The sequence below is a fragment of the Bartonella sp. AP11XZML genome (assembly GCF_042196445.1).
GTDB lineage: Bacteria > Pseudomonadota > Alphaproteobacteria > Rhizobiales > Rhizobiaceae > Bartonella.
This window is the reverse complement of the sequence record NZ_JBHIQF010000077.1, coordinates 73,569-98,703: the sequence shown is the minus strand read 5'-3', so window position 1 is coordinate 98,703 and position 25,135 is coordinate 73,569. Positions and strand designations below refer to the sequence as shown.

Here is a 25,135-nt window from a genome sequence, read left to right as displayed (position 1 = left end):
TTTTAACACCAAAGTAAAAAATACAAACATGTAAGTTCTTAAAACTTATGAGAAATTTATTATAGGGAATACTCTTCATGATGCATATGATTGTTATAATATGGGAAAAATTAAAAATTAAAAAACAAGCTATACGTACACTGATAAAAGTATTAAATAGACTCCTTTGTTCAACCGGTAAAGCAAATGTGACTGCTTAAGTTCTATATTCTTTCAAATCATGCAAAAGATGCACAATATTTAAAGGAAGGTTATAAAGATGAACTGGATTACAAATTATGTTCGTCCTAAAATTAACTCTATATTGGGGCGCCGTGAAATTCCAGAAAATCTATGGATTAAAGATCCTACCAGTGGTGAAATGGTCTTCCATAAAGATCTGGAAGCTAATCAATTTGTAGCTCCCAATTCTGGTCATCATATGCGTATCAGTGCTAAAAATCGTCTCATGCATTTTTTTGATGATGGTGTTTATACAGCTCTTGAAAATCCAAAAGTTGTAACAGATCCTTTAAAATTTCGTGACGAAAAACGCTATATTGACCGGTTAAAAGATTATCGTTCTAAACTTGGGGTTGATGACAATATTTTAAGTGCACGTGGTACGATTGAAGGCTTACCAATTATTGCAACTGTTCAAGATTTCGCCTTTATGGGTGGATCACTTGGTATGGCTTCAGGAGAAGCTATTATCAAAGCTTTTGATACTGCCATTGCTGAAAGGCGTCCGCTGGTTCTTTTTGCTGCTTCTGGTGGTGCACGCATGCAAGAAGGAACACTCTCGTTGATGCAAATGCCCCGTACAACAGTAGCAATTGAAATGTTGAAAGAAGCAAAGCTTCCCTATATTGTTGTGCTGACTAATCCAACCACCGGTGGTGTTACTGCTTCTTACGCCATGCTTGGTGATATTCACATTGCCGAGCCTGGCGCTATGATTGGTTTTGCTGGTCCACGTGTGATTCAACAAACTATACGCGAAACCCTACCAGAAGGTTTTCAAAGTAGTGAATATCTGCTTGAACATGGTATGATTGATATGGTTGTATCGCGTTTAGAAATGAAAACAACAATTGCGCGTATTTTACGCTTGATGATGAAACGCCCTGCTGTTTTTAACCCTTCCGATCCATCCCCAACAGACTCTCAAACATCGCTTTCTAGGACAAAAGCAGCTTAAGTTTATGCAACAAAGTCAAATACAAAGGGTGGTGGATGATTTACTAAAAAATTATCCGAAAAAATTTGATCTTTCTTTAGAGCGTATTGTTCACCTTTTAGAGCGTCTTGGTAACCCACATTTAAAACTTGCCCCTGTTATTCACATCGCTGGAACAAATGGCAAAGGATCTGCTTCAGCAATTTGCCGTGCTCTTTTGGAAAGTGCAGGATACCGCGTTCATGTTTATAGCTCACCTCATCTCGTCAACTGGAATGAACGCTGCCGGTTAGGTCAAAAAGGAGGTGGTCAACTTGTTACAGAAAACCAATTGGCTGAGACAATCCGTGAAATTATAAAAGTAAATCGTCAAGAGCCGATTACTATTTTTGAAATTTTTACAGCCGCTGCCTTTATGTTGTTTAGTATACATCCAGCTGATGTTGTCATTTTAGAAGTTGGATTGGGAGGACGTTTTGATGCTACCAATGTCGTTAACAAACCAGCTGTATCGCTTATTATGCCCATTGATTATGATCATGAGAGCTTTCTTGGAAATACAATTGCTCAAATCGCTTTTCAAAAAGGAGGGATTATCAAACCAAACGTTCCTGTAGTCATTGGGAAGCAAAATTATGAAGAAACTCTTGCTACTTTAATACCCCTTGCTAATAAAAATAAAGCATTTTATGCTCTCTTTGATCAAGATTATCAAAGTTATAAAGAACATGGACGTATGGTTTTTCAAAACAATCAAGGTCTCATGGATCTTCCCCTTCCTAACCTTATTGGAGACCACCAAGTTGCCAATGCTGGTGCATCTCTTGAAGCAGTTTATCAAGCGGGTTTTCAACTTTCAGAACAAACCATAAATGACGCTTTAAAAAATATTTATTGGCCCGCACGAATGCAGCATCTTACCCAAGGACTTTTGGTTGATCAACTATCTCCTGATATTGATTTATGGTTAGATGGTGGTCACAATCCTGCTGCAGGAAAAGTTATTGCGGCAGAACTTACACAATGGAGAAAAAAAACAGATCGCCCCATTATTATGATTGCTGGCATGCTTAATACCAAAGATGCTGTCGGTTATTTTCGTCCTTTAGCTAACCTTGTCGATAAAGTATATACGATACCGCTGCTTGACAATAATGCCAGTATCTCTCCAACAGACTTAGCTGAATCAGCCCAAAAAGTAGGAATCCCTGCTGCCCCAAAAGCGCACCTACAAGATGCTTTGCATAAAATTAAAATGGAATATAAAGAGGCTATTGTCCTTATTAGTGGTTCTCTTTATCTTGCGGGTGATATTTTGCGTGACAATAAAACACCACCGTGCTAGATAATTAGCTATTTTTAAAGCTTTGAAAGATAGACTTTTTAATCATGCAACTTGATTGTGCACTTTATCAACATCCTAAACTCATTACTGTTTTTGGCGGATCCGGTTTTGTAGGACGACATGTCGTTGAAACTTTGACTAAGCGGGGATATCGCGTTCGCATCGCTGTTCGTTGTCCACAAAAAGCTTATTATATGCTCCAAATAGGAGAAGTAGGACAAACCCAAATGCTTAAAACAGATATCAAGCATCGTGCCTCTGTTGCACGCGCATTGCTTGGAGCTGATGCGGCAGTGTTTTTACCCGGTAGCTTAAAACAAGCAAATCAATCGAATTTTAAAAACACACAAATTGATGGTGTTTACAATGTTGCTGAATTAACAGCAGAAACTGGTATTCCGCTCATCTATATGTCAACACTTGTGGCTAACGAGAATGCTTCATGTCTTTATGCACGTGTTAAGTTTATGGGTGAACAAATCATTCATAACAAGCATCTTCAAGCAATTATTATCCGTCCATCCGTTATCTTTGGACCAGAGGACTGTTTCTTTAACACCTTGGCAGATTTGTCACGTTTTTTACCAATTATGCCTCTTTTTGGAGGTGGGCAAAGCAAATTGCAACCCGTGTATGTTGGTGATGTTGCTGAGTTTATCGTGCGCGCTTTAGATGGACAGGTTGCTTGGGGAAAAAATTATGATCTTGGTGGTCCCCAGATTATCACCTTCCAAAATGCTCTTGAAAATATACTTAAAATCATTCGTCGTAAAAAAACAATCCTATCTATGCCTCTTTCTGTCGGTCTATTGATTGGAGGAATTTTGGGAACAATCGGTAAATTGCCTTTTGTACCAACACTCGTAACAGCCAATCAGATACGTTTTTTGCAAATGGATAACATTGTCTCTAAAGAAGCTATAGAGAATGGATATACGCTAGAAGGTGTGGGTATTACCCCCAGAGCAATGGCAGCATTCTTGCCAAGTTATCTCTGGCGATTTCGTCCACATGGTCAATTTTCCCAAAACCTACTCGTCTAGAATAAATTCTTCCAAAACTGAGTTAATTATTTGATTTATAATTCATAGCGCGTTGTTAGCGGTTTTAAAATCAGAGTGTTCAATAGAGTGATGTTTTTACATTTTAAATACTCTATTCAGTATCACAAAAAATGTTTAATCGTATATCTATAGTCTTTTGATAAAAATCGTTGAAAACAGGAGAAAAGCACTTCTTATAAACTGTCTTTATCCAAGAGCAGGTGCAACATTGGAATCCTAAAGAACCGATTCTGAACTGCCTATCCATAAACATGATAATCTATGGCTTTGCATTTATATTATTTTGCTAAAAAGCTTAATAATGAGATTAAAGTAATTCTTCCTTTTTCAACAACCGCATAAGTGTGTAGAATACGAGTATACTACTTTCGATATTATCCCATAAAAATCAATATAAAAACTGTAAAGCAATGCACCATTTTTATTATTTAAAAGGTATTCCCTCTGGAGACTTTTAAAAGCTTTAAAGTTACGTGAAAAGGATAGAATTTTGTTTATATAATAAAACTTATCATGAAGATCTCCTACTCCGTCAGCAACATCACTACTCAGATCCATAAATGCATATTTGTTGCACAAATTTATGGAGATTTTAAAAGAGCTTTTTCACATAAAGAAGTCCTCTTCTTGTCTTGCATTTTTTTTTAATTTCTCCTACCGTCTCGGAAAAACTTATTTTAAAGGAATGAAGAATGGCAGCTCAAGATTTTGTTGTCAAAGATATTGCACTTGCCGCTTATGGTCGTAAAGAACTTGATATTGCTGAAACAGAAATGCCTGGTTTGATGGCTTGTCGTAAGGAGTTTTCTTCCAGTCAACCTTTGCGCGGAGCGCGTATTTCTGGCTCATTGCACATGACAATTCAGACAGCTGTTTTAATTGAAACATTAAAAGCGATTGGCGCCGATATACGATGGAGCTCTAGCAATATTTTTTCTACGCAAGACCATGCAGCAGCAGCTATCGCCGCAACTGGCATTCCTGTATTTGCCATTAAAGGTGAAACATTGGAAGAATATTGGACTTATATAGATGCAATCTTCCAATGGCCAGATGGTAATCCTTCCAATCTTATTTTAGATGATGGAGCTGACGCCACAAACTATATTTTAATGGGAAGTCGTGCAGAACAAAATAAAGATATTTTATCGCATCCCAAAACAGAAGAAGAAGAAATTTTTTTCAAACAAATACAAAAGCGTATGGATGCAACGCCAGGTTTTTTTACACGACAGCGCGCAGCAATTAAAGGTGTAAGCGAAGAAACCACAACAGGTGTAAACCGTCTTTATCAGTTACAAAAAGAAGGACTTCTACCTTTTCCTGCTATTAATGTTAATGATAGCGTCACTAAATCAAAATTTGATAATAAATATGGATGTAAAGAATCATTGGTCGATGGTATTCGACGTGGAACAGATGTGATGATCGCTGGTAAAACTGCCATTGTCTGTGGTTATGGTGATGTAGGAAAAGGTTCAGCAGCATCTCTTTCTGGTGCTGGGGCTCGTGTTAAAGTAACAGAAATTGATCCTATCTGCGCTCTTCAAGCCGCTATGGATGGCTATGAAGTTGTTAATTTGGATGATGCTGCTTCCAGTGCTGATATTATCATCACGACAACAGGCAATAAAGATGTTGTTCGTTTAGATCATATGCGACAAGTAAAGGATATGTGTATTCTTGGAAATATTGGTCATTTTGATAACGAAATCCAAGTCGCTGCCCTTAGAAATTTGCCATGGACAAATATTAAACCACAAGTTGATATGATCACCTTTCCCGATGGAAAACGCATCATTTTGCTCTCTGAAGGGCGTTTGTTAAACCTCGGGAATGCGACTGGGCATCCTTCTTTTGTCATGTCAGCCTCGTTTACTAATCAAGTTTTAGCGCAAATTGAACTTTTTACCCGTTCAGAACACTATACAAATGAAGTCACTGTTTTGCCTAAACATCTTGATGAAAAGGTTGCACGTCTACATCTGGATCGGTTAGGAATAAAATTAAGTGTTTTATCAGAAGAACAAGCCGCTTATATTGGAGTCTCACCACAAGGACCTTATAAACCAAACCATTACCGTTACTAATACGTTTCCTTGGGTTAAAAAAGGGAAAGATGCCGTGCTCAGCTTTGGTGACTATAACCCCAAAGAAAAAACTCAAAAAGAGATCCGAATCTATACGTATATATTTTGCCTTTTTTTCTTTTTTTCTCCAACATGCGCTTTTGCTCAGTCATTGGAAGGTTATTTACCATTTTTCTTCACTTTGCCGAATGGTCCATGGCTGCTTTTAGCGCTGTGTGGAGGAATTTCTTGTGCTTCACTTCTCTCGTGTATAGCTGTTACCGTGCGTGCAAAAAAAACTGCACAGAAGCCTTTGAAGATAATTCAGGCAAATTTTTCTGAAAAACTTAAATATTATGAATGGCTTCTGGAAGAAACCGAGCAATTCCTTCTTATTTGGGAAAATCCAACAACTTTACCCCGTGTTGTTGGTGCTCTTTCTGCATTGCAAAAAATAGGAATCGATCAGAAAGATTTTCAGCGTTTTGAGCTCTGGGTTGAAGAAAATTCTCTGCGAGAACTTGATTATGTATTGACTCAACTACGTTGTAAATGTCACCCTTTTGATCTTTCTATCACCACCACAAACAATGTACCGCTACAAGTTACAGGAGTCATCGCAGGAACAGTCGCCATTGCTCGTTTTCAAGATATCTCAAAACAACAGAGAGAAAATTCTCGTTTACAGAAAGATATCGCCCGCCTTCTTACTGAATTGAGAATGCAGCGTAATCTTCTTGATCTTATTCAAGAGCCCGTATGGATAAAAGATTGTGAAGGAAAAGTTTGTTTTATCAATCGCGCCTTTAGAGAAATGACAGACTTTCGTGAAGACAGTGATGACGTGGGGGATCTTTTCAATGAAAATACACAACGCAAAACAGATGAAACAGAAACTATTTTTCAAGAACATGTTCATACGGTTATTGGTGGAGAACGGCACCGTTTTCATCTCACACGTATTACAACAGCTGAAGGGATGGCAGCTTTTGCACGTAATGACAGCGCATATGAAAATCTTGCTCATGAATTAAGATATGTTCTTCAAAGCCATTGTGAAACACTTGACCAAATTTCAACAGCTGTAGCCATTTTTGATACAAACCAAAAATTAAAATTCTGTAATCATGCTTTTAAAATTTTATGGCCGTTGGAGAGTTCTTTTTTAGAAAGTGAACCAAGCCATACATTGTTTCTTGAACGTTTACGTGAAAAGGGGCTCATTGCTGAACACCCTGATTGGCGCGCATGGAAAGAAGAACTTTTAAAAGCCTATTGGCAAACAGAATCGAACCAACAAATTTGGAATCTTCCAGATGGGCGTACGGTGCGTGTTGTCTCGAACCCTCATCCACAAGGAGGTGTCACTTGGCTTTACGAAAACCTTACAGAAAAAATTGATCTTGAGCGCCGTTATAATACACTTATTAAAATACAAGGTGAAACACTTGATAAACTTTCTGAAGGTGTGGTCGTTTTTGGTACTGATGGACGCCTTCGCTTATCGAATCCTGCCTTGTCGAAATTGTGGTCTCTTCCTTATAATTTACTGGTAGAAGGAACCCATATTACACAGTTACAAAGCCATTGTTCAGCCTTAACCTTGGGGCAAGAATGGAATCAATTTACCAAGTTCATTACCGGTTTTGCTGAAAAACGTGAAACATTTTCAGGTCGTATAGATCTTAAAAATGATATGATTATTGACTATACTCTGGTCCCTCTTCCTAATGGACAAACGATGCTTACTTTTGTGAATGTTACGGACACTGTCCATGTTGCGCGTGCTCTTCAAGAAAAAAATGAAGCATTAGAAAGTGCTGATCGTTTGCGTAATGAATTTGTCCAACATGTTTCTTATGAATTACGCACACCTCTCACCAATATTATTGGATTTTCCGATATTTTACGTGATCAAATTTTCGGCTCTATCAATGAACGTCAACAAGAATATCTTGAACACATTCATTCAGAATCAGGAACTCTTTTAAATATTGTTAACGATATTCTTGATCTTGCTACCCTTGATGCAGGCATTATGGAGTTGGACATAAAATCGGTTAACATTGCCGATGCTATGATACAAGCAGTAGCACGTGTAGAAGATCGCCTTAATGGACGTCATATTACGCTTTTACAACAAATTTTTCCTTCCTTAAATTCTATTTCTGCTGATGAAAAGCGCTTGCATCAAATTTTTGTGAATGTCCTGAGTAATGCTATTAATTTTGCAACAGAGGCGAGTACTATTGAATTTTGCGTTGATGAACAAGATGATAACATTGTCTTTAGCGTTCACAATCAGGGCTCTGACATCCCAGAAGATGTCCTTGATCGTATTTTTAAACGTTTTTCTTCCCATTCACACCATGGTGGGCGTGCGGGAGCGGGTCTTGGCCTTTCCCTTGTAAAAAGTTTCGTTGAACTACACGGTGGACATGTTGAAATTCTTACCGGTTCTGGAAAAGGAACAACAGTTAAATGTTTTTTCCCACTCTCCAAAGGAGATACGATTTTTTAATTTTAACCTTTATGATAACAAAAATTTTTCATCCATTTCATGGAACTTTTAATGAATTTTAGTTTTTTTCTTGAAAATGAAGAGGCAACAAAGCTTTTTGCACAAAATTTAGCTCTTTCTTTAAAGCCAGGAGATCTTGTAACGCTGCAAGGAGATCTTGGAACTGGAAAGTCAACCATTGCACGTACAATCATTCAAACACTTGCGAACGATAACACTATGGATGTTCCAAGCCCTACTTTTACTCTTGTGCAAAGCTATCAACTTCCAAAGTTTGAAATTATTCATGCTGATCTTTATCGCCTTTCTATGGCAGAAGAAATTGATGAATTAGGGCTTCATGAAGCTCGTGAGAAAAATATTTTACTTGTTGAATGGCCAGAAAGAAATACAGCTCTTTTAGAGCTTGCCACTTTTGCACTCACTTTACACTATAAAGAACATGGGCGTCATGTAACAGTTAGATCAGCGCAACATTCCATTGAATGTTTGCAACAGTCTTTCGCAATTCGTACATTTTAAAAAAACATGAACATCATCATTTTTTAATTTGATAATACCTCAGTACTACCTATGAAATCTGAGATGATGGACAACATAAAGAAGGCTTCATGGAGGCACCAACCATGGAAGATGAAACGAAATGCTGACTCTTTTATATAACAATGACATAAATTGCAAAGGACAGCCATTAATTTATAGGAATTCATCAATTTATTTTAGAGAATCTGATACCTACAATTTTGATTTTAGAGAATAGTATAAGAGAATTTTAAATTGAAGTGATAACCCTTTAGAAGAGCATTATATAACCTGTAGTGAATTGCTTGTTTCTTTCTGCTTAAAAACTGTGAGCTTCAGAAAAGTAATTTGCAAAGTTTTTGCTTAAAATCTCCCTTTATGTGTTGAAAACACTATCTATCTCAATAGTCTTATCTAAGAAGAAATACCTTTAATGAAATTATCATTCACCCAATATTTTTAACGCGCCTATAAGGAAAGAATTGCATATATTCTTCATACAAAGCAATTTTTTATAAAAAATGGTCAATTGAATCATGCATAAAAGCACGAATTCTTAAATTCATTTAAAATTTTGATTTTTATTGTCTTTTCATTATAATATAATGCAAAAAAGAATATTTTAAAAAAGTCAAAAGGAGAGACAAAATTTCTCTCCTTTATAGTGATTATACGTGGAATTAACTAAGCCCATCTTTTATCCATTCAGAAAGACGTCCTTTAGAGGTAGCGCCAACCATATTCGATGAAATATTTCCATTTTTAAACATTAGTAATGTAGGGATAGAACGTACTCCGTATTGGGTAGCCAGTTCCGGATTTTCATCAATATTTACCTTAGCAATTTTAACTTGATTTTGCATTTCTATTGAAATTTCATCCAAAATTGGAGCAATCACTTTGCAAGGGCCACACCATTCTGCCCAAAAATCAACCACAACAGGGGTGGAAGAGGTTAGAACTTCACTTTCGAAATTGTCCTTATCAACTTTTATACACGTCATTTATTTATCCTTTATATTCACCTTTTATAGATTGGTATAATAACAATTCATATCAAGTTATTGCAAAGATAAATTATTAAAGGACTTTTTTACACTAGGGATTGTGCGTTGTGTTTGTTTGAGCGATTTTATGAAAGTAAATAAAGTGTAAAAATGCTTTGCAGGGAAAAGACTAACTTATAAGGCAACTTCACTAAGAAATGCCTCAAGTTTTTCTGGAGGAAGTTTAAAAATTTTGGCTTCTTTACTGTAGATAAGCAGAGCCTGTATATCTTTATCGGGATGAATAGCTTGCAATAATTTTCGATAAAGAGCCATTTGCAACCAATGATGGGAAGCAATAGCAGCTTCATTTTCTGGCGGGGTTCCTGTTTTAAAATCTGCAAAGATAACGCTGTTTTGCGTGATGTAGAGACGGTCAATTTGACCAGAGATTGCTTGTTCTTTTCCACGAATTTTCACAATACCCATTAAGGAGACCTCAGCACGTGAATGCTCAGAGAAAAGGGGTTTGAGATAAACATGATCTAATATTTTCCAAATATGGCTAAGAGCATCTTCTCTTTGGCTCTCATGCCAATGAGAGGCTTTGATATTGAGATAGTTTCGAGCATAATCTCGACATTTTTGTGGGGGACAATCGGGCAAATACTGTAACAATCGGTGAACGAGATTACCATATTCAATGGAAAAAGCTCTGTTTGTGTTCATGGCTCCTAAAACAGGTGAAGTGGTAAGCTGTTTTGGATTTGAGGACAGCTCTGTATCAGCTTCAATGGAAAGGCTCGCCACTGACGGTTTTAACGGTTTTGGTAACACTGGTTCTGCTGGTACTTTATGAGAGAAAAAAGCAGGCAAAGGTGGTAAGGTTTGGCATTCAGCGGAAGGAACTTTTGAGTTTATAGAAGTAGAAGAAGCAGGTGTAATGCAATAACGCCAAGCTGCAATATCTTCCGAAGAATCTTTTATAGCAAGGGCATGCGGTTCGAGGGCTTTTTTTACGAGTTGTAACCATGTATAAGATGGCGTTTTCGGACCTTTATATCCACAAATAAACAAGCGATCTTCAGCGCGTGTCATTCCTACATAAAGAAGACGCCTATATTCTTCTTCTGCACGCTCTTTTAAATATGAAATTGCTTGTTTAGAGAGTTTTGTATTAAACTTTTCATTGGGGCGCCAAATAAAGGCTTGTTTTCCGTTCCATTGTGCATTGTTTAAAGGAACTTTAAGCAAGTGAGGCGCATGCTGAGGATGCCAAATCGCACTGCCAGGATCGACTAAAAACACAACAGCAGCCTCTAGTCCTTTTGCAGCATGAACAGTCATAATGCGAATTTCTTCATTACTTTGTTCAAATTCACGTTTAATTTCTGGTTCGCTTGCACTTAATGTTTCTAAAAAAGCTTGTAATCCTGGTAATCCTGTTTTTTGAATAGTGAGCGTATAATCCATAAAAGCATCGAGCACATCATTTGCTTCAGATCCTAAACGAGACAGAATTTTTTGTCGTCCCTTATCATTGTTCAAAATATGGCTATAAAACTCGAAAACTGGTATTTTATCCACTAAAGCGCGATAATGGTTCAGCTTTTCAAAAGCATCTTTAAAAGATATCTGCGATGATATATGCGCGCACAGACTTTGCCAAAGAGAGCCGGTGCGGTGTACGGCAAGCTGATAGAGTTCCTCTTCACTAAGAGCAAAAAGTGGGCTTTTTAAAACACAAGCAAGAGAAAGATCATCTTGTGGCTGTAAAACAAAACGCGCAAGCGCCATTAAATCACGGATACTAATATGTTTGGTAAGCTGTAAACGATCAGCCCCTGCTACGGGAATATTACGGTGTTTAAGAGCACGCGAAAGAGCTGAGACAAATTGATCACGTTTACGGACCAAGATCATAATATCACTTGCACGTATTAAGCGTCCTTTTGCTGGAAGCATTTCGCCTTTTTGTAACCAGTCAGCAATCGTTTCAGCAATTTTTTCTGCTAAACGGACTTCAGGTGTATCTAAATGATTAACAGTTGCATGCCAATCTTGAGGAAACTCACTCGTTTCTTTTGAAATGGCATCCCATATAATAACTTCACCCGGACTATGAACCCGAATAGCTTCATGCACCGTTTTTGTATTTTCTGCCGAAAGTCCTTTATAGTTTTCTGGTGTTTCAAAAACAAGATCAACGCTTTTAAGAACATCTGCTGTAGAGCGAAAAGAATAATGCAGTTGTATTTTTTCAAATTGCTGATTTGTTTGTTGCACTTTTTTTTGAATAATTCGTCCATTTGCAGCAAAATTTTCTGGAGCAGCGCCTTGAAAAGAATAAATAGATTGCTTTTCATCTCCAACAGCAAAAAGAGTGCGTATGTTTGTTCGTTGGCTATACCCTGAAAAAAATTCCTGTGCCAACAGTTGAATAATTTGCCATTGCTCAGGGTTGGTGTCTTGTGCTTCATCAAGTAGAATATGATCAAGTCCCTGATCAAGTTTATAGTGCACCCATTGGCTTGCACCTTTGCGCTGTAACAAATGAAGTGTACGCTCAATAAGGTCATCAAAGTCTAAGAAGCCATTGGACTTTTTTAGATTCTTATAAATTTTGAGATAAATAGTACAGAGCTGAAAAGCAGCCATATTGAGGGTGGCAACCTTTGCGCATTGATATTTTTCTAAAAGAACAGAAAGCTTGTTTTGTTTATCTTCAAGCATTTGTTGAATAAAAGGCCAAATTTCGTCTGATTTTTTATGAGATAAATGTGAAAAATTACGCGGCTCACCTTTTGTTGTAAAATAAACATCAGAAATAATATTGAGAATATTTGTCTCATCATGCACCTTTTCTAATTGGGAAAGTTTTGCCACCATATCCTTAAAGCTTTGATTACCATTGGTTTCACAATGCTTAAGAGCATAAAGAGGAAGGCGCGCTGTTTGTTTAATTTGTTCCAGCAGATATTGATTTGTTTCATTGGGCGCTAAGTTAAAAAGCGCGCGCAATTTTTCTTCTCCATTTTCAGATAAAAGAGAAGATAAAAAATCAGACAATTTATGTTGCTTTTCAACTGCTTCATAGAGCAATTGGTTAAAAGTATGTTCGCTAATAACTTGAAGTAACTGTTGCAAAGCAGGTTGTACATCACGACGGGCTAAAAGTTCGCGACGGGATTCTTGTTGTAATTTTTTTCGACCGATATCATCGGGAAGCTCAAAATGCCCTGCAATATTGGCTTCTAACATAAATTGATGCAAGAGAGATTCACAAAAAGCATGAATCGTTTGAATTTTTAAGCCACCAGGCGTTTCTAGGGCACGCGCAAAGAGTTGCCGTGCATAAGTTAGTTTTTGCGCATTAACAGGTTTTTTTTCAAACCGTGTTAAGGTTTCTTGCAGCTGTGCATCATCGAGCTCATTCCAACTAGAAAGCGTGCGAAAAATTCGTGATTGCATAACAGCAGCAGCAGCTCTTGTATAAGTAAGGCATAAAATACGTGCTGGAGGCGTACCGTTTAAAAGCAAACGGATAACACGTTCACTTAAAACGTGGGTTTTTCCAGATCCAGCATTTGCAGAAACCCACACGTTTTTTTGGGGATGTGTTGCTGTTGCTTGTGCATCAAGAGCGGCTTCAGGAATAGAAAAAAACGTCATGATTACTCTTCTTTATGAAAACCACTTGACCATTCCCACAACCGAGCCAAATGGTCGTAGTCACCTTCATATCGTTTTGACATGGGGACAGCATGTGAGAGATAGCCTTGTTGTGGATTTTGATAATAAGTTATGAGTGCGATAAGATTTTCCCATGCATTTTCAGCAAGATCAACAGCACTTAGATAAGTTTTTCCGTCTTTTTTCTTTAAAAGAATTGATTGGGATTTAATTTCACCTTTTTTGTTAAGGGGAATGTAAAATAAATTTGAGGGTGTAAAATCTTGAAAATCTGGGAAGCCCCCTTGTATGAGTAAAGCTGTTTCTAAAGCCAATTGCGGAAATAATAATTCACGAACTTGTTTTGATAAAGGAGGCGTTCCGGTTTTGAAATCTAGAATTTCAACCGTTTTATCTGGCAAAACATCAAGACGATCAGCACGTCCTGAAAGGGTTACCCCTGTTGTTCCTATAGGGATTTTTTGTGATACCACTTCCGAATATCGCTCTCGCAGTCCTAAACTTTGTTCCCATTGAATAAAGCGTGGAGCAAGATTTTCAAAACTATTCCACCAAATTACTTCAATATCGGGTGGAAAGTTGAATTTATCAAACTCTTTACGCCCAATAGCAAGCAGTACATTGAGTGCATTTGCAGCATTTGGATTTTTCATTTGTGTGCAAAAAGCTGCAAGAATAGCGTGATAAAGTGTTCCACGTTCTGAAGCGCTAGGATCATGAATAAGTTCTTTAAGTGGTTTGAGCCTTAAGATTTTTTTGGCATAAATAGCATAGGGATCATATCGCAATGTTTCTATTTCAGTGACTGAAAAATGGCGCGGGCGTATATCAAGAGGTGGAGAAGGGCAAGGACGTTCCACCTCAGAAGTTATGCTTGTATGATCAAGCATCTTTGCCCAATGGCGTAGTATTTCACCTCGTTCACGGATTTGTTCCCAAACCTGTTTTCCTACAACTGTTTCCATGCGTTGTAGCCAGCGTGATGGAATGGAAGGCGTATGATTAACGCGCAATGCGCGACTCATCACCACTTTATCCATTCCCATTGCCCATTGAAAATCATGCGCAGAAAGACCAATACGCTGTTCTGGTGGTTCCAAAGTTAACATCATTTTCATCGGTCGCGATAAAAAAGCATCATTTCGGGTTGATATCGGCCATGATCCTTCATTAAGACCACCAATGACCACTGTATCAACCGTTTGCAAGCGCGATTCCAAAGTACCCCAGATGAATAAACGTGGATGTCCTCCAGGCGAAGGTGCGACGGAACGGGTTGCTATTATGGCAGAAAACATAGCGGGCCATTCACAAAGATGAAATGTTAATCCCGATTGATCACTGACCAATTCACACAAAAAATTTGATAAGGCTTGTCCTGCTTCATGTTGATAAAGATGTGCAAGAGAATTATCCTCATTGCGACCAAAATTTTCAAAAATCTCAACAGTTGCTATTGCAGCCTCATTGATGGTGCATTCTTTCTCTTGTTTCATAAGAGATGTTAAAGGTTCAACAGCTGTCCTCAAAAGATGACAAAGGAAACGTGCTTCTTCACATTTCTGCTGATCAAGAGCGTTGATTTCAGAATTATTATGAAAGTATGTTTCAATCCATTTTTCAAGAAATTGATCACACTCGCAAAGCTTAATACGCCCTGTATTCCCTCGAAGAACAAAAAGTTCAAAATTTTCTGCCATTTCCCGTAAACGATGACGATTTTGTTGGAGTGTTGTAAGGGGATGTTTAAGAAGAGAAAGAAAAGCAATGGGATCATCAGGTTGCAATACATTTTCTAAGATAAGTCGTAAGAGAGTTACAGGCAATGTTTGTGCAAGTGGTATTCCGCCTGAATCATTTGCTTCAATTCCAAATCGCTGTAATTCCACGGCAACACGGCGTGCTAAATTACGGTCATTTGTAATAAGGGCTGCAGTTTTTTTGGGTTTTTCAATAGCTTTGCGTAAGGTAACAGCTATAGCGAGAGCTTCTTCACGTTCATTTATAGCTTCAATAAATGACCAATCTGCACAAAGATTTTCATAATCATCACGGACAATTTGTATCCATTTATCTGTTGTAGAAGCAGGTCGGAGTGCTTCTGATAAAAGAGCCATTCGTTTTTTCTTTGTTATACTTTGTTGGCCAATTTCGCAAACATGATGACGTTGACACTCCATGAGAGTTAGAAGTTTTTTTAAATGATATTGAGGATGGCTAAAAACATTTTCTGCAGGATCAAAAAAATCACAAGCTGTTTTTTCTTTATTGCTTGTGCTTAGTGCATTCCATTGTTCTTCATCCATATGAAGATCAAGGCCAGGAAGAACAACAGCCCCTTTGGGCAGAGAAGATATAACCTTTAAAAGATGAGAAACTGCGGGCATAGAACCTGACACACCAGCAGCAATGATAGGTTTATCAGGCTGCATGCATCGCAAAGTCTCTGCATGCATTGTGAGTACTTGATTACGCCATTCAGCGGGATTACTTCGTTGTCTTTCTTTCAAGATTTTTGGCCAATTTTGCGTAACAATAGTCAAGAAATCGAGCGTTATTTGCCACCATTCAGCGACCATATCAGGTGCAATATTTTTAAGTTCTGACCAATCTGCTCCTTCTGCTTCAATTTCATCCATCAAATGTGCTAAATCTTGCGCAAGCCAAATCGCATCAGCACTATGAGCCGGAATAAGTACATCTTCTGTACCAAACATGGCACGCAGATGCGCAGGCAAATTTTCACGCCATGGACGGATAAGGCGCGCTAAAAGTAAAAGACGTTCGCTTTCTCCAATAGGTGGATCGAGAGCGCTGGTATGATTTTCAACAAAAAGAAAACTGTCTTCATCGACATCTCCTAGAGCACGAATGGTTGGCAAAAATGTTGATTGTGTATCACTTCTTTCAACAAAGGCTAAACGCAAAGCGCGAGCAGCACGACGTGTCGGAACATAAATAAGGCTATCGGCAAGGGCTGTTTGAATATCTCCATTGGGAGCGAAATTATCAATAAGGCTACCAGAAAGTAGTGCATCAACAAAGTGAGGCAAAAAAGCAGTTCCCGGAGAAATAGAAAAGACATGCGGTTTATAGGTCATATGATCTCATATTTGGGATAACAAATTTCAGCTTATTGATTATTTGTATTATTTTGACTGTATACAATATTTATACAAGGAAAAACTGAAAAGCTATGTTTATAAAGCAGATTTTTTAGTTTAGATTTAAAAAATATCAAAATAAATCATATGTCTTAAGTCATCGCGAAAAATATATAAAATTTTTCTGATATTTTTCAACGTAGAATTGGCTACAGTTTATTCTCTAACTCAAATAGGTAATATAAAAATAAATATTAAAGTTTTAAAAGGTTCTAGAGGTACCAGTGCGCTGTAACTCTTTTAATAATAAATAAATTTACCGTATTTTTTATACAGTTCAATCTAAAAATATCCTTTACATACTCCATCACTTTCAGAAAAAAATAGATATCATGATATTGCAAAACTTAAAAAATCAGTTTCATAAATAATATTTTAGAATCCCATAAAAAGCTTGGAAAAAAAATATTTCCACATTTCACAGCGCAAACAGATTACTTTGAGGGAGAGAGTTTTGCGAAAGTTTATCGTGCAAGCCTCTATCTTGCTAGAATTACATCCCTTATGCAAAATAGAATGCCCAAAAATATCATTATGTTACAATTTTATATGTTTGTTTTTAAAGGGACATTTTCCATTGTACTTGATCTTACCTCGTCATGTCATCCCGTAAATAATATAAATGAATAGTATAACGTAAACTTCCGTGAATGGGATGAGATACATCACACACCACCATCATTACATCATAACGCTATAACCACCATCATCATTTTTACCCTCACCCAATATTTTGAAAGCTCTTGGCTATAGAGAAGATCTATAAGAGGTATTGTATTTCTTGCTTCAAGTGTTTTACGCACACACCAATCCTACTTATGATTTTTAAACAAATGATTTTGATTGTTCCCATATAAAAAACGATAAATTATCATTATAAATCAAATTATTGTAGAAAAGATTTTTCTTTATTTTAAGAGCGTACTTGATAATCTTTAAAAGCAGAAAATTTTATTTTAGGAGCTCTTTCTGCTTCATAATTTAATGAAAAATGGTTCTCCGCTAAAAAAACTGGATCACCTTCTAAATCATACGCAATAGCAGAGCGGTGATTGCTGAGAAACTTTTGCAACTCATCTTTGCTCTGCGCTGAAATCCAACGGCATAAATTAAAGCGTGCAGACTCAAAATTCACTGGCAAAGAATATTCTATTTTTAATCGCTCTTTTAAAACATCAATTTGCAAAGCACCAATAACACCAATGAGAGAAGGCGACCCATCATCAGGAATAAACAATTGCACAACCCCTTCTTCAGCCATTTGTTGCAAAGCTTCTTTGAGCTTTTTTGCTTTCATTGGATCGCCCAAACAAACACGACGCAAAATCTCTGGTGCAAAATTTGGTACTCCCTTAAAGAGGATATCTTCTCCTTCAGTCAAAGTATCGCCGATACGCAATGTTCCATGATTAGGGATTCCTACGATATCACCAGCATAGGCTTGATCAGCAATTTGGCGCGAACGCGCAAAGAAAAATTGTGGAGCCGAAAGTGTCATCGGTTTTCCTGTTCGGACCAACTTTGTTTTCATACCACGTTCAAGTGTTCCCGAGCATACCCGAAAAAATGCAATACGATCACGATGATTAGGATCCATATTCGCTTGAATTTTAAAAACAAATCCCGTCATTTTAGGTTCAGTTGCTATGATATTGCGCTGATCTGCACTTTGATCACGAGGACTTTGACCAAAATCAATAAGTGCATTGATCAAATCACGAACACCAAAATTTCGTAAAGCTGAACCAAAATAAACCGGAGTCATATGACCTTCACGGAAAGCTTGAAGATCAAAATTCTTGCAAACACTTTGAGCAAGTTCTACCCCTTCAATAAAAGTGGAACGTTGATATTCAGGGAGTAAATGGACAACCTCTCTGGGATTTGAAACTATTTGCTGTGTTATCTCATCATCTTTTTGACGAAAACGATTATGATGAAGGTCATAGGTACCAACAAAATCTTTACCCGTACCAATTGGCCATGTTATAGGCGCGGTATCAAGAGCAAGCTTTTCTTCAATTTCATCTAAAAGCTCTATAGGATCACGTGCCTCACGATCCATTTTATTGATAAAAGTAACAATAGGAATATCCCGCATCCGACATACTTCAAACAATTTTAATGTTCTAGGCTCAATCCCGCGGGCCCCATCCAATACCATGATAGCACTATCAACAGCTGTAAGCGTGCGATAAGTATCGTCTGCAAAATCTTCATGGCCTGGGGTATCTAGGAGATTAAAAATATGATTTTCATATTCAAACGTCATCACCGAAGTCACAACGGAAATACCACGATCACGCTCAATATTCATCCAATCAGAACGGGTTTGAATACGATCTTTTTTGGCTTTTACTTCTCCTGCAAGTTGAATAGCACCACCAAACAATAAAAGCTTTTCTGTTAATGTTGTTTTCCCCGCATCTGGGTGAGCAATAATTGCAAATGTACGGCGTCGCTTTACTTCCTGCACTCTTCGTTCCATTATTCCTCCACAGGACGTGCAAGTGTTTCAGCAATCAGTGCACGCATTTCATTAATCCCATAAAGCGCTATAAATGATCCCCATCGTGGACCTCGCTCTTGTCCAAGAAGGACTTCATACAACATTTGAAAAAAAACATTGGAAACACCAGGCCCACCTTCAGGGCTTTTTTTGCTATGATCTTGATAGCGTTCCGTTAACCTTGCAACATCAAGAAGCATATTTTGTAATATGTTGCCATCAACAGTTTCAGGTAAATGAGCTAATTTTTCATCAATTTGTGCTAATGTTGCTCGTTCGCTATCATCTGGTATACGAAATTTCTTGTTTGGTTTAACAAAAACATCAAAATATTTAATGGCAAACTTCACCAATTGATCAAGTTCTGGATAAGTTTGTGCATTTGCTTCTTTAGCGTAACGAGAAATAAAACCCCAAAGAACTTCTGCATTCTCCGCATTTGAAGCACTTACCAAATTTAAAAGCATCGCAAAGGATACAGGCAAATCAACCTGCGGTGGACAACCATTATGAATATGCCATACAGGATTACTGAGCCGTTCTTGCCAACTTTGACGACCATAAGCAGAAAGATGAGCATAATATTCATCCGCAGCTTTAGGAATAACATCAAAATAAAGCCTTTTTGCTGTTTTAGGTTTTGAAAACATATAAAGCCCTAAACTCTCTGTTGGGGCATATGTAAGCCATTCATCAATGGTTAAGCCATTTCCCTTGGATTTGGAAATTTTCTGCCCTTTCTCATCTAAAAAGAGCTCATAGTTGAATCCTTCTGGGGGCTTTCCACCTAATACTTTACAAATTTTAGAAGAAAGATTTGTGGAATCGATAAGGTCTTTTCCGGCCATTTCATAATCAATGCTAAGTGCTGTCCAACGCATTGCCCAATCTACCTTCCACTGACACTTAACTTTGCCCCCTGTAACCTCTGTTTCTATGGTTTCTCCTGTTTCAGGTTCAATATAAGTGACAGTCCCTTTTTCAACATTACGCGCAATCATCGGTACCTGTAATACTTTTCCAGAAAAGGGAGAAATCGGTAGAAAGAGTGAATAGGTCGCTTGCCGTTCTTCACCTAATGTTGGTAAAATAATTGCCATAACCTTGTCATAACAGGCAAGGATTTTCAAAAGTGTTTCATCAAAACGACCGGAATTGTAATAATCCGTAGCACTTGCAAATTCATAATCAAAACCAAAACGATCAAGGAAAGCCCGTAACCGCGCATTATTTGCCGCTCCAAAAGAAGAATAATCATCTCCAAAAGGGTCGGGTACACGGCTCAACGGTTGACCAAGATAATGTTCCATCCTCTCGCGATCAGGCACATTCTCAGGAACCTTGCGCAAACCATCCATATCATCAGAAAAACAAAGTAATTTTGTTTTTACTTTATTCTCCGTGAGAATATGAAATGCATGACGCACCATGGTTGTACGTGCAACTTCCCCAAAAGTTCCAATATGCGGTAAACCAGAAGGGCCATAACCTGTTTCAAATATCACACTGTCTGGATAACCCGTTTTTTCATACCGTTTGATAATCTTACGTGCTTCTTCAAATGGCCAAGTTCTCGATTGAGAAGCTGCATCTTTTAATTCAGGCGTAAGGTTGAGGGTATCACACTGATCACGCATCATTATTTATCCTAAAAATTACACTCTTTCAAAATAGGGTGTATGGTTCTTGAATTTATTCGTCAATAATAGCAAGCAAAAAGATGAAAATTTCTTTATACTCTTAAGTCACTATACAAAAACCGCCCTCGTTATAAACATATTTTGTTCTGATAAAAATCAAAAACATTCAATATTATAAAGCAAAATTGACCTGTTTTGATTATCGAAGCCTTCATTGCTATTATTATCATGGGTTTTGCTTATTATATTTATTAGCGCAGAAGATAAGCTTCTAGTATTGAACGAAAGAACGGTAAAAACCAACAGAAAAATGCTTAAACTAGGTATTTCATACAAAAGCACTAATCCATATTATACTTGTCACCGTAATTTTCTATTTCTTTTCTTTATCACCTTGATGACGCATTGCTAATGTACGCAAACGTAGAGCATTTAATTTAATAAAACCAGTTGCATCTCTTTGATCATAAACACCTTGATCATCCTCGAAAGTTACTAACTCACTGGAATAAAGTGATTTCTTACTTTGGCGCCCGTCAATAATTACATTCCCCTTATAAAGCTTTAACGTGACTTCACCTTCAACATGTTCTTGAGATAAATCAATAGCTGCCTGCAACATCTTACGTTCCGGCGAAAACCAAAATCCATAATAAATGAGTTCTGCATAACGTGGCATCAACTCATCTTTTAGATGAGCTGCGCCACGATCTAACGTTAAAGATTCTATAGCTCTGTGAGCCGTCAAAAGAATGGTTCCACCTGGTGTTTCATAAATACCCCGCGATTTCATACCCACAAAGCGATTTTCTACCAAATCTAACCGACCAATACCATTATCGCGCCCGTAATGATTTAATTCTGCAAGTAAAGTTGCAGGAGATAAATTTTTTCCATTGATTGAAACAGCATCGCCTTTTTTAAAGCCAAGAGTAATTCTGGTTGCTTGATCTGGAGCATCTTCCGGCGAAAGAGTACGCATATGGACATATTCAGGAGCAGGAAGTGCTGGATCTTCTAAAATCTTTCCTTCTGATGAAGAATGCAATAAATTTGCATCCACTGAAAAAGGCGCTTCACCTTGCTTATCCTTTTCTACAGGAATTTGATGAATACGAGCAAATTCAAAGAGATCTGTCCGACTCTTAAAATCCCAATCACGCCATGGAGCAATAATCTTTATATCAGGATTAAGCGCATAAGCGGAAAGCTCAAAGCGTACCTGATCATTGCCTTTTCCTGTTGCTCCATGAGCAATGGCATCTGCCCCTGTTTCCTCAGCAATTTCAATAAGGCGTTTTGAAATAAGTGGACGTGCAATTGATGTTCCTAAAAGATAAGTCCCCTCATAAACGGTATTGGCTCGAAACATCGGAAACACAAAATCACGCACAAATTCTTCGCGCAAATCTTCAATGTAGATCTCTTTAACACCTAGCATTTCAGCTTTACGACGAGCAAGTTCTAGCTCTTCTCCCTGCCCCAAATCTGCTGTAAAAGTTATAACTTCAACACCTAGCGCACTTTGCAACCATTTAAGAATAATTGACGTATCCAATCCACCTGAATAAGCCAAAACAACTTTTCTAATATTTTGCCACTTTTTCATTTTAACGTTCTATATGAGCTACTTTTTTATTTCTACCCAAAAATCAAAACGATGCAAGAAATATAAAAATAAATTCTTTTTAAGCAACATTAAAAAGACGCAAAAAGCGTAAATAAAGGCACCTCAAAGTATAAATAGTGAACACTGCTTAAAAATAAAAGGAGATTTACGTGTCATTTCTACCGGAGTGGTCTATTGTTGTACAATTTGCTTTAGCATCGTTGATTTTAGCACTTATTCCAGGACCAGATATGATGCTTTCTGTAGGACGAACCATTACACAAAGCAAAAAAGCTGGAATTATGTGCGCCTTGGGTAGTGCAACAGGGTTTGCCATTCAGGTTACGGCTGTAGCACTTGGCTTATCAGCGCTTATTTTTGCTGCCCCACATACTTTTGTTCTTCTGAAAATTGTTGGCGCCTTTTATCTTTTATGGTTTTCCTTTCAAGCTTTACGGAGAAACCCCACTTTTTCCTTTGAACAGACATCTTCTAAATCTCAAAGCGCTAAACGTAACTATCTTGCTGGTATTGGGATTAATCTTCTCAATCCTAAAGTTATACTCTTTAACGCGACATTCTTACCACAATTTATCAATGCGAATGATCCTATGGCAACACAAAAATTGCTCTTTTTAGGACTCTCTTATATCCCTATTTCTTTCCCCATTACAATTGCAATCGTTTTTACAGCGCATAAACTTACCAAAACTCTCAAAAAGAACCCTCTTTATATTCGCTTTCTCGACTGGCTTATTGCTGGTACTTTTACCAGCTTTGCCCTCCATCTCCTTGTGGTTACAAAACATTGATTTATAAGTGTAATGTATCGCTTTTAATTTAAATAAAAAAACAAATATTATAAGATTTTTTCATTTCAAACCTGTTTGTTTTGAATAAAACAATACCTTTCCTTTGTACATCACAAGAGAAGCTGGAGTTTTCGTATGGATAAAAACTATCTAAGAAAAGAATAAAAACACCTCTTATGAACCATCTCAAGTGCTAAAAGCTGTTATAACATTGGGAGCTAAAAAATAGAATGGTGGTACCAATTTACACCTTTATTAAACATAAAGGTGTAGGAGTACAATACATTTCACAGAAGCTTTTTGTTATACTCCTCACAAGCATTATCGTGATATGAAGAGTGCACTAAGAGATACTTAAAAAACATATCAATGGATAACTCAATGGTATTTATATTTTAGATCCTCTGTTTTGCTTGTGAAGCGTGATCTTATTTAAGAAAATAATAAACAAAAGCATGAGGCACTGCACAATCTCCACTTTTTAAAAGATATTACCGTAGATGCTTTTAAAAGACATAAAACCGAATTAACGAGTATGATAATAAGGTAGAAATTAGTTATAATCCTTAAGACCTCATATTCCCTCTAAATTAGGTTTCCTTCTTATTTCAGAGATTATGTAAACAGACTATAGACAATCTCTTACCCCATTTAGCATATAAACGCTGAAACTGTTCGTCTAGCACTTATCCATCTTAATCTCTGTCTCACATATGCCATCGCATGAAGTTTCGATATTAAATTACAAACAAAAAAGTATAGGCCTCGATATCGCTGAAAATTGCGTTACCTAATGACCAATGGCATTTTCAAGTCGTAAACGTTCAGATTTACGTAAGCGCTCTGAAGCTGATTTAAGCTGTCCACATGCAGCTAAAATATCGCGTCCACGCGGTATCCGAATAGGAGAAGCATAGCCCGCTTGATTAACGACATCAGCAAAACGCTCGATTTGCTCCCAATCAGAACATTGATAATTACTCCCTGGCCACGGATTAAAAGGGATTAAATTAATCTTAGCAGGAATCCCTTTCAATAACTGAATCAATCGCTTAGCATCATCTAAACTATCATTGATATCTTTCAGCATAACATATTCAAATGTGATTCGTTTTGCATTGGAAAGACCAGGATAATTACGGCAAGCCTCCATTAGTAAAGCAAGCGGATATTTTTTATTAATGGGAACAAGCATATCCCTTAGTGTATCGTGTACTGCGTGGAGTGAAATTGCTAACATAACACCAATTTCTTCTCCAGTTCGGATAATTCCAGGAACAACTCCACTAGTTGAAAGCGTAATTCGACGTTTTGATAAAGAAAGTCCATCGCCATCAGAGGCAATCAATAAAGCTTTTTTAACAGCTTCAAAATTATAAAGAGGTTCTCCCATTCCCATCATAACAATATTGGTAATTTTTCGTCCTTCAATGGGAACAATTGCTCCATCAGGGGTATTCTTATCAGGAAAATCACCCAAACAATCACGTGCAACCAATAATTGTGCCAAAATTTCTTCTGCGGTCAGATTACGAACAAGCATCTGCGTTCCCGTATGGCAAAAAGAGCAGGTTAACGTACACCCTACTTGCGATGAAAGACATAAAGTACCACGTCCTTCTTCAGGGATATAAACCGTTTCAATTTCAACAGGCCTTCCAGCTCCACGTGCAGGAAAACGTAAGAGCCATTTACGCGTACCATCTTTTGATATTTGTTCTCCAACAATTTCTGGGCGCGCAATGGAGAAATGACACTTAAGTGTTTCTTGCATTGCTTTAGAAATATTCAGCATCTCATCAAAATTTGAAACACCACGCACATAAAGCCAATGCCAAAGCTGACGCACACGCATACGCGTTTGATGCTCTGGTACACCAACTATCTTTAAAGCTTGCGCCATTTCATCTTGCGACAAACCAATTAAAGAGAGCTTAGAACTCTCCTTCACGACCACATTATCTGTTTTTCGTGCAAAACATGAACCAACTGGTCTAAGGTCATAGGAAATGGCCATTGCTTTCCAATTCACATCACTATTT

15 protein-coding genes are annotated in these 25,135 nt (G+C 37.5%); 8 read left to right on the top strand and 7 right to left on the bottom strand.

Annotated features, from left to right (window positions below; genetic code table 11):
- The first annotated feature begins 259 nt into the window (after positions 1 to 259).
- From accD to tsaE, 6 genes are all read left to right on the top strand, one after another.
- Positions 260 to 1,180: an acetyl-CoA carboxylase, carboxyltransferase subunit beta gene (accD, locus tag ACFIMG_RS07745; protein ID WP_375611366.1), complete on the top strand. Its 921-nt coding sequence runs from the start codon at positions 260 to 262 to the stop codon at positions 1,178 to 1,180.
- 4 nt (positions 1,181 to 1,184) lie between these two features.
- The gene (locus ACFIMG_RS07740; protein ID WP_375675477.1) at positions 1,185 to 2,504 is read left to right on the top strand and encodes a bifunctional folylpolyglutamate synthase/dihydrofolate synthase; all 1,320 of its coding nucleotides are present in this window, start codon (positions 1,185 to 1,187) and stop codon (positions 2,502 to 2,504) included.
- Positions 2,505 to 2,548: 44 nt separating this feature from the next.
- Positions 2,549 to 3,547: a complex I NDUFA9 subunit family protein gene (locus ACFIMG_RS07735; RefSeq protein WP_375678844.1), complete on the top strand. Its 999-nt coding sequence runs from the start codon at positions 2,549 to 2,551 to the stop codon at positions 3,545 to 3,547.
- 713 nt (positions 3,548 to 4,260) lie between these two features.
- Positions 4,261 to 5,658 carry an adenosylhomocysteinase gene (gene ahcY, locus ACFIMG_RS07730; RefSeq protein WP_375620877.1) on the top strand — a complete coding sequence of 466 codons (1,398 nt, stop codon included), beginning with the start codon at positions 4,261 to 4,263 and terminating at the stop codon, positions 5,656 to 5,658.
- 34 nt (positions 5,659 to 5,692) lie between these two features.
- Entirely contained in the window at positions 5,693 to 8,158 is a 2,466-nt protein-coding gene (locus tag ACFIMG_RS07725) for an ATP-binding protein (protein WP_375678845.1), read from the top strand.
- Positions 8,159 to 8,209: 51 nt separating this feature from the next.
- A complete protein-coding gene (tsaE, locus tag ACFIMG_RS07720; RefSeq protein WP_375617471.1) occupies positions 8,210 to 8,680 on the top strand; it encodes a tRNA (adenosine(37)-N6)-threonylcarbamoyltransferase complex ATPase subunit type 1 TsaE in 471 nt (156 codons plus the stop codon).
- 680 nt (positions 8,681 to 9,360) lie between these two features.
- Here tsaE and trxA read toward each other — a convergent pair.
- The 3 genes from trxA to addB all read right to left on the bottom strand — a co-directional run bounded on the left by trxA (position 9,361) and on the right by addB (position 16,460).
- Positions 9,361 to 9,684 (bottom strand): thioredoxin, encoded by a 324-nt coding sequence (gene trxA / locus ACFIMG_RS07715; RefSeq protein ID WP_375611361.1) that lies wholly within the window; start codon positions 9,682 to 9,684, stop codon positions 9,361 to 9,363.
- A 177-nt stretch (positions 9,685 to 9,861) separates the two neighbouring features.
- Positions 9,862 to 13,338 (bottom strand): double-strand break repair helicase AddA, encoded by a 3,477-nt coding sequence (gene addA, locus ACFIMG_RS07710; RefSeq protein ID WP_375678846.1) that lies wholly within the window; start codon positions 13,336 to 13,338, stop codon positions 9,862 to 9,864.
- Between the two features lie 2 nt (positions 13,339 to 13,340).
- Positions 13,341 to 16,460: a double-strand break repair protein AddB gene (gene addB / locus ACFIMG_RS07705; protein WP_375678847.1), complete on the bottom strand. Its 3,120-nt coding sequence runs from the start codon at positions 16,458 to 16,460 to the stop codon at positions 13,341 to 13,343.
- 317 nt (positions 16,461 to 16,777) lie between these two features.
- On the opposite strand from addB, the gene ACFIMG_RS07700 reads away from it, so the two are divergent.
- On the top strand, positions 16,778 to 16,894 hold the full coding sequence (locus ACFIMG_RS07700; RefSeq protein ID WP_375645451.1) for a type II toxin-antitoxin system RelE/ParE family toxin: 117 nt from the start codon (positions 16,778 to 16,780) through the stop codon (positions 16,892 to 16,894).
- 542 nt (positions 16,895 to 17,436) lie between these two features.
- On the opposite strand, the gene ACFIMG_RS07695 is transcribed toward ACFIMG_RS07700, so the two are convergent.
- From ACFIMG_RS07695 to ACFIMG_RS07685, 3 genes are all read right to left on the bottom strand, one after another.
- On the bottom strand, positions 17,437 to 19,011 hold the full coding sequence (locus ACFIMG_RS07695; protein WP_375678848.1) for a peptide chain release factor 3: 1,575 nt from the start codon (positions 19,009 to 19,011) through the stop codon (positions 17,437 to 17,439).
- Positions 19,011 to 20,672, bottom strand: a complete 1,662-nt coding sequence (locus tag ACFIMG_RS07690; protein WP_375678849.1) for a lysine--tRNA ligase — start codon at positions 20,670 to 20,672, stop codon at positions 19,011 to 19,013. The genes ACFIMG_RS07695 and ACFIMG_RS07690 overlap by 1 nt, the downstream gene beginning before the upstream one ends.
- A 373-nt stretch (positions 20,673 to 21,045) precedes the next feature.
- Positions 21,046 to 22,281, bottom strand: a complete 1,236-nt coding sequence (locus ACFIMG_RS07685; protein ID WP_375678850.1) for an argininosuccinate synthase — start codon at positions 22,279 to 22,281, stop codon at positions 21,046 to 21,048.
- 170 nt (positions 22,282 to 22,451) lie between these two features.
- Here ACFIMG_RS07685 and ACFIMG_RS07680 point away from each other — a divergent pair, with 170 nt between their 5' ends.
- The gene (locus ACFIMG_RS07680) at positions 22,452 to 23,093 is read left to right on the top strand and encodes a LysE family translocator (protein ID WP_375612781.1); all 642 of its coding nucleotides are present in this window, start codon (positions 22,452 to 22,454) and stop codon (positions 23,091 to 23,093) included.
- 790 nt (positions 23,094 to 23,883) lie between these two features.
- Here ACFIMG_RS07680 and rlmN read toward each other — a convergent pair.
- A complete protein-coding gene (gene rlmN, locus ACFIMG_RS07675) occupies positions 23,884 to 25,110 on the bottom strand; it encodes a 23S rRNA (adenine(2503)-C(2))-methyltransferase RlmN (protein ID WP_375678851.1) in 1,227 nt (408 codons plus the stop codon).
- Positions 25,111 to 25,135 lie beyond the last annotated feature (25 nt).